Annotated in this window: 15 protein-coding genes and 1 pseudogene; 15 read left to right on the forward strand and 1 reads right to left on the reverse strand. The window is 74.0% G+C overall.

Features of this window, described 5'->3' with window-relative positions:
- Positions 1-16: 16 nt before the first annotated feature.
- Entirely contained in the window at positions 17-889 is an 873-nt protein-coding gene (locus ACFU7Y_RS23485; RefSeq protein WP_380769571.1) for a BTAD domain-containing putative transcriptional regulator, read from the reverse strand.
- Positions 890-1,478: 589 nt separating this feature from the next.
- On the opposite strand from ACFU7Y_RS23485, the gene ACFU7Y_RS23490 reads away from it, so the two are divergent.
- The 15 genes and pseudogenes from ACFU7Y_RS23490 to ACFU7Y_RS23560 all read left to right on the forward strand — a co-directional run.
- Positions 1,479-2,690, forward strand: coding sequence for an aminotransferase class I/II-fold pyridoxal phosphate-dependent enzyme (locus ACFU7Y_RS23490; RefSeq protein WP_224280968.1), 1,212 nt, complete (start codon positions 1,479-1,481; stop codon positions 2,688-2,690).
- Between the two features lie 59 nt (positions 2,691-2,749).
- Entirely contained in the window at positions 2,750-3,985 is a 1,236-nt protein-coding gene (locus ACFU7Y_RS23495) for a beta-ketoacyl synthase (RefSeq protein WP_224280969.1), read from the forward strand.
- Positions 3,982-4,848, forward strand: a complete 867-nt coding sequence (locus ACFU7Y_RS23500; protein WP_263455051.1) for a MaoC family dehydratase — start codon at positions 3,982-3,984, stop codon at positions 4,846-4,848. Before ACFU7Y_RS23495 ends, ACFU7Y_RS23500 begins: the two co-directional genes overlap by 4 nt.
- 5 nt (positions 4,849-4,853) lie before the next feature.
- Positions 4,854-6,368 (forward strand): AMP-binding protein, encoded by a 1,515-nt coding sequence (locus ACFU7Y_RS23505; RefSeq protein WP_224280970.1) that lies wholly within the window; start codon positions 4,854-4,856, stop codon positions 6,366-6,368.
- Between the two features lie 51 nt (positions 6,369-6,419).
- On the forward strand, positions 6,420-6,689 hold the full coding sequence (locus ACFU7Y_RS23510) for an acyl carrier protein (protein WP_224280971.1): 270 nt from the start codon (positions 6,420-6,422) through the stop codon (positions 6,687-6,689).
- A 5-nt stretch (positions 6,690-6,694) separates the two neighbouring features.
- Positions 6,695-7,759, forward strand: a complete 1,065-nt coding sequence (locus ACFU7Y_RS23515; protein WP_224280972.1) for a hypothetical protein — start codon at positions 6,695-6,697, stop codon at positions 7,757-7,759.
- Positions 7,752-8,627, forward strand: coding sequence for a tryptophan synthase subunit alpha (gene trpA / locus ACFU7Y_RS23520; protein WP_224280973.1), 876 nt, complete (start codon positions 7,752-7,754; stop codon positions 8,625-8,627). Before ACFU7Y_RS23515 ends, trpA begins: the two co-directional genes overlap by 8 nt.
- A complete protein-coding gene (locus tag ACFU7Y_RS23525; RefSeq protein ID WP_224280974.1) occupies positions 8,621-8,995 on the forward strand; it encodes an ectoine synthase in 375 nt (124 codons plus the stop codon). Before trpA ends, ACFU7Y_RS23525 begins: the two co-directional genes overlap by 7 nt.
- A gap of 153 nt (positions 8,996-9,148) precedes the next feature.
- Complete coding sequence (locus ACFU7Y_RS23530) at positions 9,149-10,294, forward strand: acyl-CoA dehydrogenase family protein (protein ID WP_224280975.1); 1,146 nt, start codon at positions 9,149-9,151, stop codon at positions 10,292-10,294.
- Positions 10,291-11,010 carry an N-(5'-phosphoribosyl)anthranilate isomerase gene (locus ACFU7Y_RS23535; protein WP_224280976.1) on the forward strand — a complete coding sequence of 240 codons (720 nt, stop codon included), beginning with the start codon at positions 10,291-10,293 and terminating at the stop codon, positions 11,008-11,010. Before ACFU7Y_RS23530 ends, ACFU7Y_RS23535 begins: the two co-directional genes overlap by 4 nt.
- Complete coding sequence (locus ACFU7Y_RS23540) at positions 11,007-11,708, forward strand: indole-3-glycerol-phosphate synthase (protein WP_224280977.1); 702 nt, start codon at positions 11,007-11,009, stop codon at positions 11,706-11,708. Before ACFU7Y_RS23535 ends, ACFU7Y_RS23540 begins: the two co-directional genes overlap by 4 nt.
- The gene (locus tag ACFU7Y_RS23545; protein ID WP_308020222.1) at positions 11,705-12,616 is read left to right on the forward strand and encodes an alpha/beta fold hydrolase; all 912 of its coding nucleotides are present in this window, start codon (positions 11,705-11,707) and stop codon (positions 12,614-12,616) included. Before ACFU7Y_RS23540 ends, ACFU7Y_RS23545 begins: the two co-directional genes overlap by 4 nt.
- A 215-nt stretch (positions 12,617-12,831) precedes the next feature.
- The gene (locus ACFU7Y_RS23550; RefSeq protein ID WP_224280978.1) at positions 12,832-13,626 is read left to right on the forward strand and encodes an MBL fold metallo-hydrolase; all 795 of its coding nucleotides are present in this window, start codon (positions 12,832-12,834) and stop codon (positions 13,624-13,626) included.
- An 85-nt stretch (positions 13,627-13,711) separates the two neighbouring features.
- Positions 13,712-14,389: an NAD(P)H-binding protein gene (locus ACFU7Y_RS23555; RefSeq protein WP_224280979.1), complete on the forward strand. Its 678-nt coding sequence runs from the start codon at positions 13,712-13,714 to the stop codon at positions 14,387-14,389.
- 181 nt (positions 14,390-14,570) lie between these two features.
- Positions 14,571-15,350, forward strand: a pseudogene (locus ACFU7Y_RS23560) (hypothetical protein); the annotation flags it as partial.

Raw genomic sequence — 15,350 nt, forward strand, 5'->3', positions numbered from 1 at the left:
GCTGCGCGGGGCGGGGTCAGGCGGCGCGTACCGGGGCGGCGGCCGGGCGGGCCAGGCGGGCCGGCGTCAGGGGCTCGAAGATCCCCATCAGCACCGGGTCCACCGCCCGCACCGCCGCCGGGGCCGGCACCGCCGGCACCGGGGTGCGCAACAGCGCGAGGTACAGCTCCTGGGTCTCGGCCGCCGGGTCGATGCCCAGCTCCTCGGCCAGCACCTGACGCAGCTGCTGGTAACAGCGCAGCGCCTCCGCCCGGTTGCCGGAGGCCGCCAGCGCCTCCATCCGGCAGCGGTAGGCACTCTCACGGAACGGGGCACGGCGCACCGCCTCGTCCGCCCAGCGCAGCGCGTGGTGCTCCTCCCCGAGCGCCGAGGCCGCCAGGCTCGCCGTCTCCAGCGCGCTGATGCGCAACTCCTCCACGTGCTCGCGCACCCCCTGCGCCCACTCGCCCTCGTGGTCGGGCAGGAACGCCCCGCGCAGGTTCGCCAGCGCACCCGCGGCCAGCTGCTGGGCCACCGCGTGGCCGCCCGCGGCCAGCGCCTCGCCGGCCTCGCCGACCGCCGACGCCGCGGCCTCCAGGTCCACCGCCGCGTCCGCGGGCAGACGCAGCACGTACCGCCCGCCCTGGGCGATCAGCGGAGTCGCACCGGGACCCTGGCCGGGGGCCGTGACGAAGGCCCGCACCCGGCTCACCACACTGCGCAGCGCCGAGGCCCAGGTGTCGGGCAGACCGTCGGGCCAGATGGTGTCGGCCAGCTGGTCGCGGCTGGTGCCACTGGAACGCTCCAGCACCAGGCGGGCGAACGCCACCTGGGCCTGGGCGCTGGACAGGTGCTGCGGAGCGCCGTCCTCGTGCTCGACGGCCACCAGACCGGTGAGGCGGATCAGCATGCGCGCGCCCCCGATCTACCGGACGCACCGTCTTCCCTGAAGCCTTTCAACACGAGCTCCAACCCCCTCGAGTCAAAGCGGAAGTGACGGCCCGTACCGGGCCGTCGGCATGGGACATGCGGATCGGAACGATAAACCGCCGACCAGCCGTTCGGTTTCAGCGGATTTCGACCATACATTCGCCGCATCGCGCGGTGTCAACACCGGTAACGGAAACATACCCACCGGCCGGTCGATACGTCGTAGGCGCAAGGTTTCCGCACGTCAGAGCGTTCCCGCAGGCCAGGAAAGCACCTATTGCGGACGCCTTGCGCATCCTGCCGTAGAAATGTAGCCATCCTTGAGCACCCCGCGTGAACGCTTCGAGAAAACACCCCCGAAGCCACCCGGAACCGCCCCCGGACACCCCCGCCGAACACCCCGGGCGAACACCGGACCGAAAACCGGCCCCGAATCGACCGGACACCAACCGGACACCAACCGGAGAACAACCGGCCCCGGCCCCGGCACCACCCCCAGGGCCGGAAACGACAGCCCGCGAAAGCCGTGAAAACCGTGAAAACCGTGACGCCGTGAAGGAGAAACGCCCGTGAACGCCACCGGAGCATGGGACCGCCTGGAGCCGAAGCTGGCCGCAACGAACGCCCGCGTGGCCGCACTGGAGCCCGACCCCTCCCGGCGCAACAGCTTCGTCGCCTACACGATGGAACGCGACAGCGCCTACTGCGACCTCGACGGCGAGCGCCTGCTCATGATGTCCGGCTACAGCTACCTGGGCCTGGCCGGCGACGAGCGCGTGGTGGCCGCCGCCAAGGCCGCCGTCGACGTCTACGGCACCGGCAACCACGGCGTACGGGCCCTGGCCGGCACCATCCCCCTGCACGAGGAACTGGAAGCGGAGGTCGCCCGCTTCGCCCGCCGCGAACGCGCCCTGGTCTTCGGCTCCGGCTACGCCGCCAACGTCGGCACCGTCGGCGCCCTGGTCGGCCAGGGCGACACCGTCCTGATCGACAAGTACGACCACGCCTCCATCGTCGACGGCTGCCGCCTGTCCGGCGCCACCGTCACCCGCTTCCGCCACAACGACGTCGACCACCTGGAACGCCGCCTCAAGGCCGCCTCCACCACCGGAGTACGCCTGGTCATCGTCGACAGCGTCTACTCCATGGACGGCGACATCGCCCCGCTGCCCGCACTGCGCGAGGTCTGCGACCGCTACGACGCCCTGCTCATGGTCGACGAAGCCCACGCCCTGGGCGTCATCGGCGAAACCGGCGGCGGCATCGAGGAACACTTCAACCACACCGTGCGCGTCGACATCAAACTCGGCACCCTCTCCAAGGCCATCCCCTCCATGGGCGGCTGGGTCGCCGGCAGCCACGACCTCATCGGCCACCTGCGCTACGCCGCCCGCCCGTTCCTCTTCTCCGCCGCCCTCGGCCCCGCCCAGACCGGCGCCGCCCTGGAATCCCTGCGGATCCTGCGCCGCGAACCCGAACGCGTCACCCACACCCAGACCCAGGCCCAGCGGCTGCGCCGGCGCCTCAACGACGCCGGCATCTCCACCATGGACTCCACCACCGCCGTGCTGCCCGTCATCGCCGGCTCCGACGACGCCGCCTACGACTACGCCACCGCCTGCCGCAAGGCCGGCGTCATCGGCCTGCCCGTCGTCACCCCCGCCGTGCCCAACGACCTCGCCCGGCTGCGCATCGCGGTCACCGCCCGCCACACCGCCGCCGACATCGACTTCGCCGCCGACGCGTTCCTGACCGCCGCCGCCCAGACCGGCCTGATCTGACCCGCCCCGCCTACGTCCACCGCCGCCAAGCCCGCGCGCAGCGCAGAGGAGACGAAGCCATGGCCCCCCGCCACCGGCCGCCCATCGCCGTCACCGGCCTCGGCGTGGTCAGCCCCGCCGGCCACAGCGTCGAGGAGTTCTGGCGCACCGTCGCCTCCGGGCGCTCCACCGCCACCGCCCTGACCGACCCCGCCCTGGCCCGCCACCGGGTACGCCTGGGCTGCAAGGTCACCGCCCTGCCCGACAACGCACTCGTCCCCGCCAAGGACGCCCGCCGCCTCGACCCGTTCGCCCACTACGGCACCCTCGCCGCGCTGGCCGCCCACGCCGACGCCGGCCACCCCCAGCCGCAGGCCGGACGCAGCGCCATCGTGGTCGGCACCGCGGTGGGCGGACGCACCACCAGCGACCGCGAGTCCGCGCTGTACACCGAGCACGGGCCGCTGCGGGTCTCCCCGCTGATGCCGCTGGTCACCATGCCCAACGCGGCCGCTGCCCAGATCGCGATGCGCCTGGCGTGGAGCGGGCCGGCACTGACCATCGCCACCACCTGCGCCTCCGGCGCGGACGCGATCGGCCACGCGGCGCTGCTGCTGGAAAGCGGACGGGCGGACGTGGTGATCGCCGGCGGCTGCGAGGCCACCCTCACCCCCGTCACCCTGGCCGCGTTCGGCAACCTCGGTGCGCACTCCCTGCGCAACGACGAACCCGAGCGCGCCTCACGCCCCTTCGACGCCGACCGCGACGGCTTCGTGATGGGCGAGGGCGCCGGCTTCCTCGTCCTGGAACGCCTCGCCGACGCCCGCGCCCGCGGCCGCACCCCCTACGCGCTGCTCGCCGGGTACGGTGCCGGCGCGGACGCCTACCACCTGTCCAACCCGCGCCCCGACGGCGCCGGCGCCGCCGCCACGATGCGCGCCGCCCTCGCCGACGCGGGCCTCACCCCCGGCGACATCGCCCACGTCAACGCCCACGGCACCTCCACCGTGGCCAACGACCGGGCCGAAGCCGCCGCCCTGCGCGCCGTGTTCGGCCCCCACGGCGTGCCGGTCACCTCCACCAAGGGCGCCATCGGCCACCTGATCGGCGCCGCCGGCGCCGTCGAGCTGATCGCCGCGATCCAGGCCATGAACACCCGCACCGTCCCTCCCACCGCCAACCACGAGAAGACCGAAGAGGACCTGGACCTCGACGTCGTCCACACCGCACCGCGCCCGATCCGCCCGGGAGCGGCCCTGTCCAACTCGTTCGGCTTCGGCGGCCACAACACGACCCTGGTGGTGACCCCGCTATGACCGCACCCACGACCACACCCGCCCCCACCGCCACACCCGCCGCACCGGGGCCGCTCTCGCGCACCCGCCTGCACGTCAGCGCCCAGGACCTGGCGGCCTACCGGGCCGCCGCCCGCGCCCACCTGCCCGCCCCCCACCCCAGGGCAGCGAGCCCCGCACACCCCTTCGTCGCCGCCCACGCCCTCGCCCAGCACACCGTCACCACCCTCACCGCCGGCGACAGCGCCTTCACCGGCGTCATCCACCTCGCCCAGGAGATCCACACCCACACCCCCCTCACCCCCGGTGACCTCGACGTCACCGTCGAGGTCACCGCCGTACGGCGCGAGGCCCGAGGCACCCGCCTGGCCCTGACCACCCGCCTCACCGACGCGGCCACCGGCACCCCGCTCGCCGACCTCGTCACCGCCGCCCTCCTGCTGGGCGCCACCCGCACCGAACCCCACGGCACCCTGGCGCCCGCCGCCCACCCGGGCACCACCCCCGACGGCGACACCCACACCTCCACCCACGTCCTGACCGCCGCCGACACCACCGCCTACGCCCACGCCTGCGGCGACCTCAACCCCATCCACCTCGACGAGGACGCCGCGAAAGCCGCCGGCTTCCCCGGCACCATCACCCACGGCATGCACCTCCTCGCCCTGGCCGCCGAACAGATCACCGACCGCCACGCCGGCGGCGATGCCACCCGCCTCACCGCCCTCGGCGCCCGCTTCGCCGCCCCCACCCGCCCCGGCACCGAACTGCGCCTGACCCTCCAGCCCCACGACCGGGGCACGGTGGTGCGCTTCACCATCGCCACCGACACGGGCACCGCCGTCAAGGCCGGCTGGGCACGCATCGCACCGGCGGGGGAGTGAACCCCATGACCACCACCCCCGCAGCCCGCACGACGCCGGACACCGCGCCGCCGCTGGCCCTGCCCGACGCGTTCACCCACCACGCCCGCACCCGGCCCACCGCCCCGGCCCTGCTGTGGCACGAACACACCGTCAGCTACGCCGAACTCGCCGAGGCCGCCGAAGCCGAACGCGCCCGCCTCACCGCCCTCGACCTGGCGCCGGGGGAACCGGTGGGCCTGATCGCCGTCAAGTCACCCGGCGCGATCGCCCTGGTCCTGGCCTGCCTGATGGAACGCCGCCCCTTCCTGCTGCCCTCCCCGCAGCTCGCCCCCGCCCTGCTGGCCGCCCTCTTCGCCCAGGCCGGCGCCCGCCACCTGCTCACCCCCCTCGGCCAGGACGCCCCGGCCCTGCCCGCCCTGCCCCGCCCCGCCCCGCCGCCCACCCTGGCCGCCGGCACCTCCTTCATGCTCACCACCTCCGGCTCCACCGACCTGCCCAAGATCGTCCCCCTCGCGCAGAGCGCCGTGGACCGCTTCACCGCCTGGGCCCACGACACCTTCGACCTCGGCCCCGGCCGCACCGTCGCCAACTACGCGCCCCTCAACTTCGACCTCGCCCTCCTGGACGTGTGGGCCACCCTCGCCGCCGGCGGCACCTGCCTGCTCATCGACCCCGCCCACGCCCTCAACGCCCGCCACCTGCTCACCCAGCTCAAGCGCCACCGCCCCCACGTGCTGCAGGCCGTCCCCCTCGCCTACGCCCTGCTCGTCCAGGCCACCGCAGGCACCACCACCGTCCTCGACAGCATCGAACACGCCGCGTTCACCGGCGACGCCATCGACGCCCGCACCCTCGCCGCCCTGCCCGCCCTGCTGCCCACCGCCCACCTGTACAACATCTACGGCTGCACCGAGACCAACGACAGCTTCCTGCACCGCCTGGACCGCCTGGACGCCGCAGCCGCCCTGCCCGTGCCCATCGGCACCCCGCTGCCCGGCGTACGCACCCTCATCACCACCGACGACGGCACCCCCCTGCACGGCGCGGGCAGCGGCGAACTCCACGTCTCCACCCCCTTCCAGGCCGCCGGCTACCTCGACCGCTCCCGCGACACCGGACGCTTCACCACCCGGCCCGAAGGCGCCGGCGAAGGCCGCCGCTGGTTTCGCACCGGCGACCTCGTCACCCGCGACGACACCGGCCGCATCCACCTCACCGGCCGCGCCGACTTCCAGGTCAAGGTCCGCGGCGTCGCGGTCAACACCGCCGAGATCGAACGCGTCCTGCTCACCCACCCCGACGTACGCGAAGCCGCCGTCGCCGCCGAAAGCGACCCGCTGACCGGCAAACGCCTGCACGCCGCCGTCCAGCGCACCCCCGGCTCCACCCTCAACACCCTCGTCCTGCGCGAGCACCTGGCCCGCAACCTGCCACGCGCCGCCGTCCCCGAGAAGCTCGCCATCCACGACACCCCCCTGCCCAAGACCGCCACCGGCAAGGTCGACCGCAAAGCCGTCCTGCCCACCCCCACGCCCTGACACCCACACCCACACCCACAACCGCCCACCCCAGCAAGGGAGTCACCCGCCATGAGCAACACCACCCAGATCAAGCGGTTCCTCATCGAGGAATTCCTGCCCGACATCACCCCCGACCAGCTCGCCGACGACCACGACCTGCTCTCCGACGGCGTCATCGACAGCCTCGGCGTCCTCAAACTCATCGCCTGGGTCGAGGACCACTTCACCCTGCCCGTCGACGACACCGACCTCGACCCCAACAACTTCCGCTCGGTCACCGCCATCGACGCCTTCATCACCGAACGCCGCGCCACCGCCGGCGCCACCGTGGGCGGCTGACCACGATGCACCCGGCCCTCACCGCGCTCCTCGCCGCCCGCCCCGTCGACCTGGAGGCCTGGCGCTCGTGGTGGGACCAGCTCGAACACCGCACCCTGGGCCCGGCCGACAGCGACCGGGCCCAGGCAGCGGCCCTGCTGGCCGGCCTCACCACCCGCCTGCCCGACCCCGCCACCCTCACCGCCCTGCTCACCTCCCTCACCGAACGCACCCCCCACCCCGGCCCCACCCACCCCGGCAGCGTCAACATCGTCGGCACCGGCGGCGGACCGGCCACCTTCAACCTCTCCACCGCCACCGCCCTCACCGCCGCCGCCATGGGCATACCCGTCGTCAAGACCGGCTCACGCGCCTACACCAGCACCGCCGGCTCCGTCGACCTCCTCGAACGCCTCGGCATCACCCTCACCCCCAGCCACACCGCCACCGCCGACCACCTCGCCCACCACGGCATCGCCTTCGCCGGCCCCCACGTCTACCCACCGGCCCTCACCCGCCTGGCCCGCACCCTCTACCCCCTCACCCTCAAACCCTTCGGCGCCTTCCTCAACACCCTCGGCCCCCTGATCGCCACCGTCCCCGTCACCGCCCAGCTCACCGGCGTCGCCACCCCCACCGCCCTCGACGCACTGCGCCCCCTGACCGCGCACGTCAACACCCGCACCATCTGGCTGGCCCACAACAGCGCCGGCGCCGACGAACTCCTGCCCTTCGCCGACAACACCCTGCACACCCCCACCGGCACCATCCACCTGCCCGCCGGCTCCCTCGCCCCCCACACCGGCACCCTCGCCGACCTCGCCCCCCACCCCGACGACCTCACCGGCCACTTCCTGCGCGCCCTCGCCGCACAGGCCGGCGACACCGCCACCCACACCATCGCCCTCAACGCCGCCGCCCTCGCCCTCGCCTCCGGCCGCCACACCCACTGGAACACCGCCTACACCGCCGCCCTGGACGCCCTCACCGACGGCGCCCCCCGCGCCCTGGCCGAACGCCTCGCCACCACAGCGGCCCGATCCACCCACGTCACCCGCGCGGCCCACCGCCAGGAGCCCACCCGTGCCTGAACCCCTCTTCCCCCACGGCCGCCTGGGCCTGGCCCTGTTCCTCAACGCCGGCGACCCCGCCGACCGCCTCACCGACCTCGCCCTGATGCTCGACGAACACCACGTCGACGTCCTCGAACTGGCCGTCCCCTTCCCCAACTCACCCACCGACGGCCCCGTCATCCGCCGCTCCGCCGACCGCGCCCTCGACGCCGGCACCACCCTGGACACCGTCCTGGACGCCCTCGCCGACCTCACCCCCCGACTGCACCACCTCAAGGTCGTCCTGCTCGCCGACTGGAGCCACAGCCTGCGCCACCGCGACCCCACCCACACCACCCGCCAAGTCGCCGCCGCCGGAGCCCGCGCCCTGCTCATCCACGCCCTGCCCCCACGCCTACGCCCCACCTGGCAAGCCGCCCTGCACGACACCGGCCTGCCCCAGGTCACCACCTGCTACCCCGCCTCCACCCCCCAGACCCTCCACACCGCCGCCCGCGACGCCCACGGCGCCTACGTCTACCTCGTCGCCCACTACGGCCGCTCCGGCACCACCCCCGCCACCGGCCACCACACCCTCACCACCACCGTCACCGCACTGCGCACCGCCGCCCCCGCGACACCCGTCGCCGTCGGCTTCGGCGTCAAGACCGCCGCCGACCTCCAGGCCGTCGCCGCCTGCGGCGCCGACGCGGCGATCATCGGCTCCGCCGCCGTCGCCCGCGTGGAACACGCACTGACCGAAGGCCTCGACCCCGTCACGGAGCTCCAGACCTTCCTCACCGACCTCCGCCCCGCCCACCCGCACGGGCCCGGCGGACCCGGCACCACCTCGCCCACCCCCACCACCCCCGGCACCACGACCCGAGAGGAACAACCCGCATGCTGATCCGCGACCTGGCCGACGTGAAGACCGTCGAATGGGGCAACGGCCTGTCCCGCCGCTTCCTCGTAGAGAGCGACGGCCTCGGCTACAGCCTCACCGACACCCTCGTCAACGCCGGCACCAAGTCCCGCCTGGAATACCGCAACCACCTGGAGGCCTGCTACTGCATCGCCGGCTCCGGCGAGGTCATCGACATGGACGGCACCTCCCACCCCATCACCCCCGGACGCCTCTACGCCCTCGACGAGCACGACGCCCACTACCTCGTCGCCGGCCCCGACGAGGACCTGCGCCTGGTGTGCGTCTTCTCCCCGGCCCTGCGCGGCGACGAGGTCCACCAGCTCGACGCCCACTCCTCCTCCGCCTACTAGGCACCCCGCGCCCCCACCGGGGCCCGCCGCCCCCACCCCGGGGGCCCGGGCCCCCGCGGTGGGCCCTTGGACATCGACGTGAGCCGGCGCCCCCGAGCGCCGGCCTGCCACCCCGGGCCCACAACGACAGCCCGGGAGGAAGGCGGCACATCCGTGATCCGCTGGAACGCCGACCAGACGGCCCTGCGCGAGGGCCTGGCCCGCTTCGGCGACGACCTGAGCGCCGGCCACATCGAAGGCGACGAACAGGCCGCCTTCTCCCACGACAAGTGGCGCATGATCCAGAAGACCGGCATCCTCTCCCTGCCCTTCGACGAACGCTACGGCGGCCTGGGCCAGTCCCTGCTCACCACCATGTACGTCCTCGAAGGCCTCGGCCACACCTGCCGCGACGGCGGCCTCAACTTCTCCGTCACCACCTCCATGGCCTCCACCGGCGTCCCCCTCCAGGCCTTCGGCTCACCCGCCCTCAAAGACGCCTACCTGCCCCGCATCGCCTCCGGCGACGCCATCGGCGCCCACGCCATCACCGAGTCCGAGTCCGGCTCCGACGCCATGCAGATGCGCACCCGCGCCGTACGCGACGGCGACCACTTCATCCTCAACGGCGCCAAGACCTTCGTCTCCAACGGCCCCGTCGCCGACGTCATCGTCGTCTACGCCCGCACCCACCCCCAAGGCGGCGCCCTGGGCGTCACCGCCTTCCTCCTCGACGCCGACACCCCCGGCCTCACCACCGGAAACCCCATCAAGAAGATGGGCCTGCGCACCTCCCCCCTCTCCGAGCTCTACCTCGACGACGTGCGCGTACCCGCCGACCGCGTCCTGGGCCGCGTCGGCGGCGGCTTCCTCGTCCTCGACCACGTCATGAAACGCGAAATCCTCTACACCTTCATCGTCAACACCGGCGAGATGCAGCACCGCCTCGCCCGCTGCCTCGACTACGCCAAGACCCGCATGTCCTTCGGCAAACCCATCGGCTCCTACCAGTCGGTCGCCAACAAGATCGTCGACACCAAGATCCGCCTCGAAACCGCCCGCAAGTGGCTCTACGACACCGCCCAACGCCTGGAAGCAGGCGACAACGTCACCGTCGACATGGCCATCGCCAAACTCCTCACCAGCGAATCCAACCTCGCCACCTCGCTGGCCGCCGTCCAGGTCTTCGGCGGCAACGGCTACATGTCCGAATACGGACTGGAGAAGGACGTCCGCAACGCCGTGGCCGGCACCATCTACTCCGGCAGCAACGAGATCCAGTACAACCGCATCGCCGCCATGCTGGGACTGGGCAAATGACCGCCCCCACCGCCCTGCTGGCCCCCCAACGCCCAGGCCACCTCAAAGTCTGCGGCGCCCGCACCCGCGCCGACCTCACCCTCCTCGCCGACACCGGCCCCACCCTGGTCGGCCTGTGGCACGGCATCCCCGACGGCCCCGCCGACCTCGAAGCCGACCGCCTCGCCGACCTCGCCGCCACCGCCATCCGCCTGGGCCTCGAACCCGTCCTCGTCACCTTCCTCGACGACGCCCCCACCCTCGCCGCCCTCGCCCGCGCCACCGGCATCCGCTGGATCCAGCTCCACGCCTACCAAAGCCCCACCCTCGTCACCGAACTCCGCGAACACCTGCCCTACGCCGTCCTCGTCAAAGTCCTCCACCTCTCCCGCGGACGCTGCCTGGAACGCGCCTTCACCAGCGCCTTCGAACGCGCCGGCTGCGACCTGTTCCTCCTCGACACCGTCACCGACGACGGCCGCATCGGCTCCACCGGCCAACCCCTGGACCCCGCCCACGTCCACGCCCTGCTCCCCCGACTCACCATCCCCTTCCTCCTCGCCGGCGGCCTCAACACCACCAACCGCGACACCTACCGCACCATCACCGACCACCCCCTCTACGCCGGCGCCGACATCGACTCCGCCGCCCGCGACCGCACCGGCCGCTTCACCCACGAAGCCGTCACCGCCCTCACCCGCGCCTGGCACCCGCGCCCGCAGGAGACGCACCCATGAGCCCCAGCTTCATCGACGCGCTGCTCACCGCCACCCGCCCCCTGGTCATGGAAGTCAAACTCCGCGACCCCCACGGCACCGACCTCCTCGGCAAGCGCACCGTCACCGACCTCGTCACCCGCTACGAACACGCCGGCGCCCCCTGCCTGTCCGTGGTCACCGGCCGCTGGTTCGGCGGCACCCCCCGACTGCTGCGCGACGTCACCGCCGCCACCACCCTGCCCGTCCTCCAGAAGGACTTCCTCACCCGCCCCGCCCAACTCGAAGCCGCCCGCGCCCTCGGCGCCTCCGCGGTCCTGCTCACCGCCGCCCTGCTGCCCGCCACCTCCCTGCGCCGCCTGGTCACCTGCGCCCTCGACCTCGGCCTGACCCCCTTCGTCGAGATCACCGACGAACGCGAACTCCACGCACTGCCCCGCATCACCGACTGCGTCGTCGCCGTCAACAACAAGGACATCCGCACCCGCGAACGCGACCACGGCGACCTCGGCCGCAGCCTGCGCCTGCTGCCCGCCCTACAAGCGGCCGGCTGCCGCGCCCCCGTCTCCGCCTCCGCCATCACCCACCCCCACGACGCCGCCCGCCTCCTCGACGCCGGCTACGCCGCCCTGCTCATCGGCACCTCCCTGATGCGCAACCCCGACCTCGACACCTGGCTCGCCGACCTCGACACCGCCCGCACCGGAGCGGCCGCGTGAACCACGACCTGCGCACCCGCTCCCTGGTCCTCGACGCCGACGGCATCCCCCTGTCCGCACTGGTCGCCGAACCCGAAGGCCGCACCCCCAAAGCCGTCCTCCTCGCCATCCACGGCCGCGGCATGCGCGCCGCCTACTTCGCCGGCCCCGCCCACCCCGACACCAGCCTGCTCACCCTCGCCGCCGACCTCGGCTACACCGTCCTCGCCATCGACCGCCCCGGCCACGGCGCCTCCGCCCACCGCCTGCCCCACGGCCAGCTCATCGCCGACCAGGCCGCCACCCTCCACGCCGCCCTCACCGACTACGCCCGCGCCCACCACACCGGCGCCGGCGTCCAACTCCTCGCCCACTCCTTCGGCGGCAAAATCGCCCTCCAACTCGCCGCCCACTGGCCCGCCGACCCCCACCTGCCCCTGCTCGGCTGCGACATCTCCGGCCTCGCCCAGCACTACGCCCCCGGCGCCTGGGACCGCCCCGACGACCTCGCCGGCGGCGGCCGCCTCAACTGGGGCCCCCTGAACCTCTACCCGCCCGGCACCTTCCACGCCGCCCGCACCCTGCTCACCCCCGTCCCCACCCTCGAATCCCGCGAACTGGCCACCTGGCCCGCCCGCTACACCGCCCTCGCCGCCCGCGTCCGCGTCCCCGTACGCCTGACCCTCGCCGACCACGAACACTGGTGGCGCCTGGACGAGACCTCCCGCACCGCCCTCACCACCGCCTTCCCCACCGGCCTCGCCCACCTGGCCACCGCCCGCCGCGCCGGCCACAACCTCTCCCTCGGCCACGCCGCCCGCCCCTACCACCTGCGCGCCCTCGCCTTCACCGACGACTGCCTCACCCGCCCCACCCCCGCGCCCGCGCCCACCGCCCCCGCGCCGGCCCCCGTCCTCGCCCCCGCCTGAGCGCAACCACCGGGCCAGGACCCCAACAAGCCACCTGACGCAGGGTGGTAGGAAGGCCCCGCCGTCCCCCAGGGCAAGGGACGGCGGGGCCCGCCCCCCGGTACGCCACCCGCGGGAATCCCCTACCACCCCAGACGGTTGCAGCCGACAGCCCACGAACGGACCCGGCCCTCCGCCGCGGGCACACCGACAGCCGGCCACAGGAGGGGACGCACATGAGGATCGGCGACATCGAGGTCCTGGCCATCACGGACGGAACGGGCACCGAGACCGCCGCCGACATCCTCACCCGCCCCGGAGTGGACGACCCCTGGGCCTGCCACCAGCACCACCGCGAACCGGACGGCACCCTGACCCTGCCGCTCGGCGGCTTCCTGGTCCGCAGCCGCGAACGCACCGTCCTCGTCGACGCCGGAGTCGGCCCCCACGACGACGGCCGCTACCGCGGGGGAGCACTCCTCGACTCGCTCGCCGCCCACGGCCTCACCCCCGCCGACATCACCGACGTCGTCTTCACCCACCTCCACTTCGACCACGTCGGCTGGGCCAGCGTCCACGACAGGCCCGTCTTCCCCCGCGCCACCTACCGCGCCCACCGCGCCGACTGGCAGCACTTCGTCACCGGCGCCGCCGCAACCCCCGAAGCCATCGCCAAACTCACCCCCATCGAGGGCCAACTCGAACTCTTCGACACCGACTTCACCCTCGCCCCCGGCATCGACGCCCTCCACCGGCCCGGCCACACCCCCGGCACCACCGTCTACGTGCTCTCCTCCGGCGGCCGCCGGGCCCTGCTGCTCGGCGACGTCGTCCACTCCGTCGTCCAGTTCGCCGAACGCGACTGGCAGGTCATCTGGGACATCGACCCGGCAGCCGCCCGCGCCGTACGCAACCGCATCGCCGACCAGGCCGCCGACACCGACGACCTCCTCGTCGCCGCCCACCTGCCCGGCATGCGCTTCGGCCGCATCCTCGCCGCCGACGGCAACCGCCGCTTCGTCGCCCTCTGAACCCACCCCACCCCCGCCCGCCCGAACAGCCCCGCCGAGCGCGGCGATCCCCGGCATGCGGGCACCCGGACCGTAGAGTGCCCCCATGCCGGTAGTCATCGCGGGCGGCCACGGCAGGGTCGCACTCCTGACCACCCGCCTGCTCACCGACCGCGGCCTGCGGGTCACCGGAATCATCCGACACCCCGAACAGGCCGCCACCCTGCAGGCCGTCGGCGCCCTGCCCGCCCTCGCCGACCTCACCACCGCCACCCCCGAGAAGCTCGCCCAACTGCTCACCGGCGCACACGCGATCCTCTACGCCGCCGGCACGGGCCTCAGCGACGCCCCCGGACACGCCAACCCGGTCGACCACGACGCCGTCCTCACCCTCGCCGACGCCGCCCGCCTCGCCGGAGTACACCGCTTCGTCCTGCTCTCCGCCATGGGCGCACACCCGGCCGCGCACCACCCCGCCGACCCACTCGTGGAAACCTTCCTGCGCGCCAAGGGCAGGGCCGACCACGACCTGCTCTCCCGCCCCGACCTCGACACCACCGTGCTGCGCCCCGCCTGGTTCCGCGACGGGCCCGGCACCGGCCTGGTCCACCTCGCCGCACACACCGGCCCCGGCGAGATCGACCGGCCGGACGCCGCGGCCGTCCTCGCCCACCTGCTCACCGTGCCCGCCACCACCCCGCGCCTCCTGGAACTCACCCGCGGCGCCACCCCCGTCCACCAGGCCGTCACCCGCATCGCCGCGCGCTCCCTCACCGACGGCTGAGCCCACCGCGCCCCGCGACCCACCCCCGCCACACCGTCCGCACCTGCACCGAGCAGCCCGCCGGCCCGCCGGCCGGCGGCGCTTCGATGAAGGGAAAATCCCTTGCCGCCAGCGGGCTCGGGGCTTGCCGGGCGGCCCCGGCGTCACCACACTGGGCTGACCTGCCGGGGGAGGGGGCGTCATGTGGGTGGTCCTGGTGCTCCTGCCGGCGGCGGGCGCGGCGGTGGCCGCGGCCGCTTGGCGCTGCCGCTCCGCGCTGCGCGAGCTGCGCCGGGCCGAACGGCTCGCGGCGGGGCGGGAGTTCGACCTCGACCGGATCGAACTCGCCTTCCTGGCCGGGGTGCTGGCGGAGCTGATGCTCGTGGAGATGTACGAGGGCGGACGGCTGGTCGCCTCCCGCTCGGGCGACGTCACGGTGACCGAAGCCGCGGCCGGGGCCGCGGACGGCCCGGGCGCCGGGCACGGCCCGGGTGCCGGCGACGGCTTCGAGGCGGTGGCCGTGCGATGGCTGGGGCCCACACGCACCGGGGACATCGGGGAACTGATCCGGGAAGTGGACCGGTCCCCGGAGACGAAGGCGCTGCGCAAGCGGCTCGCGGCGCAGGGCCTGGCCGACGACGAGGAACTGGTCAAGCGCGCGCGAGAGGCCGGCGAGCGGATGCCGGCGGTACTCGTCTCGGTGGCCGCGGCGGGCCTGGCCGCCCTGGTGTGGACACTTGCGCGGCACGAGAACTGGCTCGTCCCGCTCACGGCCTTCCCGCCGCTGTTCGCGGCCGCCCTGTGGATCAACCACACGTCGTGGCCGCCCACGCGCTCCGCCACCGGTCTCGGCGCCCGGGTGCTGGCCGCCGCCCTGACGTCCGAGCGCTGGAAGCACGGGCGGGCGGCCGTGGCCGTCCGGGGCCTGGCCGCCCTGCCCGAGGACCACGACCTGCGGATCTGCCGGGCCGCGGCCCGGGCC

It is taken from the genome of Kitasatospora sp. NPDC057542, from assembly GCF_042801945.1.
Lineage (GTDB): Bacteria > Actinomycetota > Actinomycetes > Streptomycetales > Streptomycetaceae > Kitasatospora.

Coding starts and splice junctions, on each gene's coding strand:
- ACFU7Y_RS23485 (WP_380769571.1), bottom strand. CDS start 889: ATGCTGATCCGCCTCACCGGTCTGGTGGCCGTCGAGCACGAGGACGGC.
- ACFU7Y_RS23495 (WP_224280969.1), top strand. CDS start 2,750: ATGGCCCCCCGCCACCGGCCGCCCATCGCCGTCACCGGCCTCGGCGTG.
- ACFU7Y_RS23500 (WP_263455051.1), top strand. CDS start 3,982: ATGACCGCACCCACGACCACACCCGCCCCCACCGCCACACCCGCCGCA.
- ACFU7Y_RS23505 (WP_224280970.1), top strand. CDS start 4,854: ATGACCACCACCCCCGCAGCCCGCACGACGCCGGACACCGCGCCGCCG.
- ACFU7Y_RS23510 (WP_224280971.1), top strand. CDS start 6,420: ATGAGCAACACCACCCAGATCAAGCGGTTCCTCATCGAGGAATTCCTG.
- ACFU7Y_RS23515 (WP_224280972.1), top strand. CDS start 6,695: ATGCACCCGGCCCTCACCGCGCTCCTCGCCGCCCGCCCCGTCGACCTG.
- ACFU7Y_RS23525 (WP_224280974.1), top strand. CDS start 8,621: ATGCTGATCCGCGACCTGGCCGACGTGAAGACCGTCGAATGGGGCAAC.
- ACFU7Y_RS23535 (WP_224280976.1), top strand. CDS start 10,291: ATGACCGCCCCCACCGCCCTGCTGGCCCCCCAACGCCCAGGCCACCTC.
- ACFU7Y_RS23540 (WP_224280977.1), top strand. CDS start 11,007: ATGAGCCCCAGCTTCATCGACGCGCTGCTCACCGCCACCCGCCCCCTG.
- ACFU7Y_RS23550 (WP_224280978.1), top strand. CDS start 12,832: ATGAGGATCGGCGACATCGAGGTCCTGGCCATCACGGACGGAACGGGC.
- ACFU7Y_RS23555 (WP_224280979.1), top strand. CDS start 13,712: ATGCCGGTAGTCATCGCGGGCGGCCACGGCAGGGTCGCACTCCTGACC.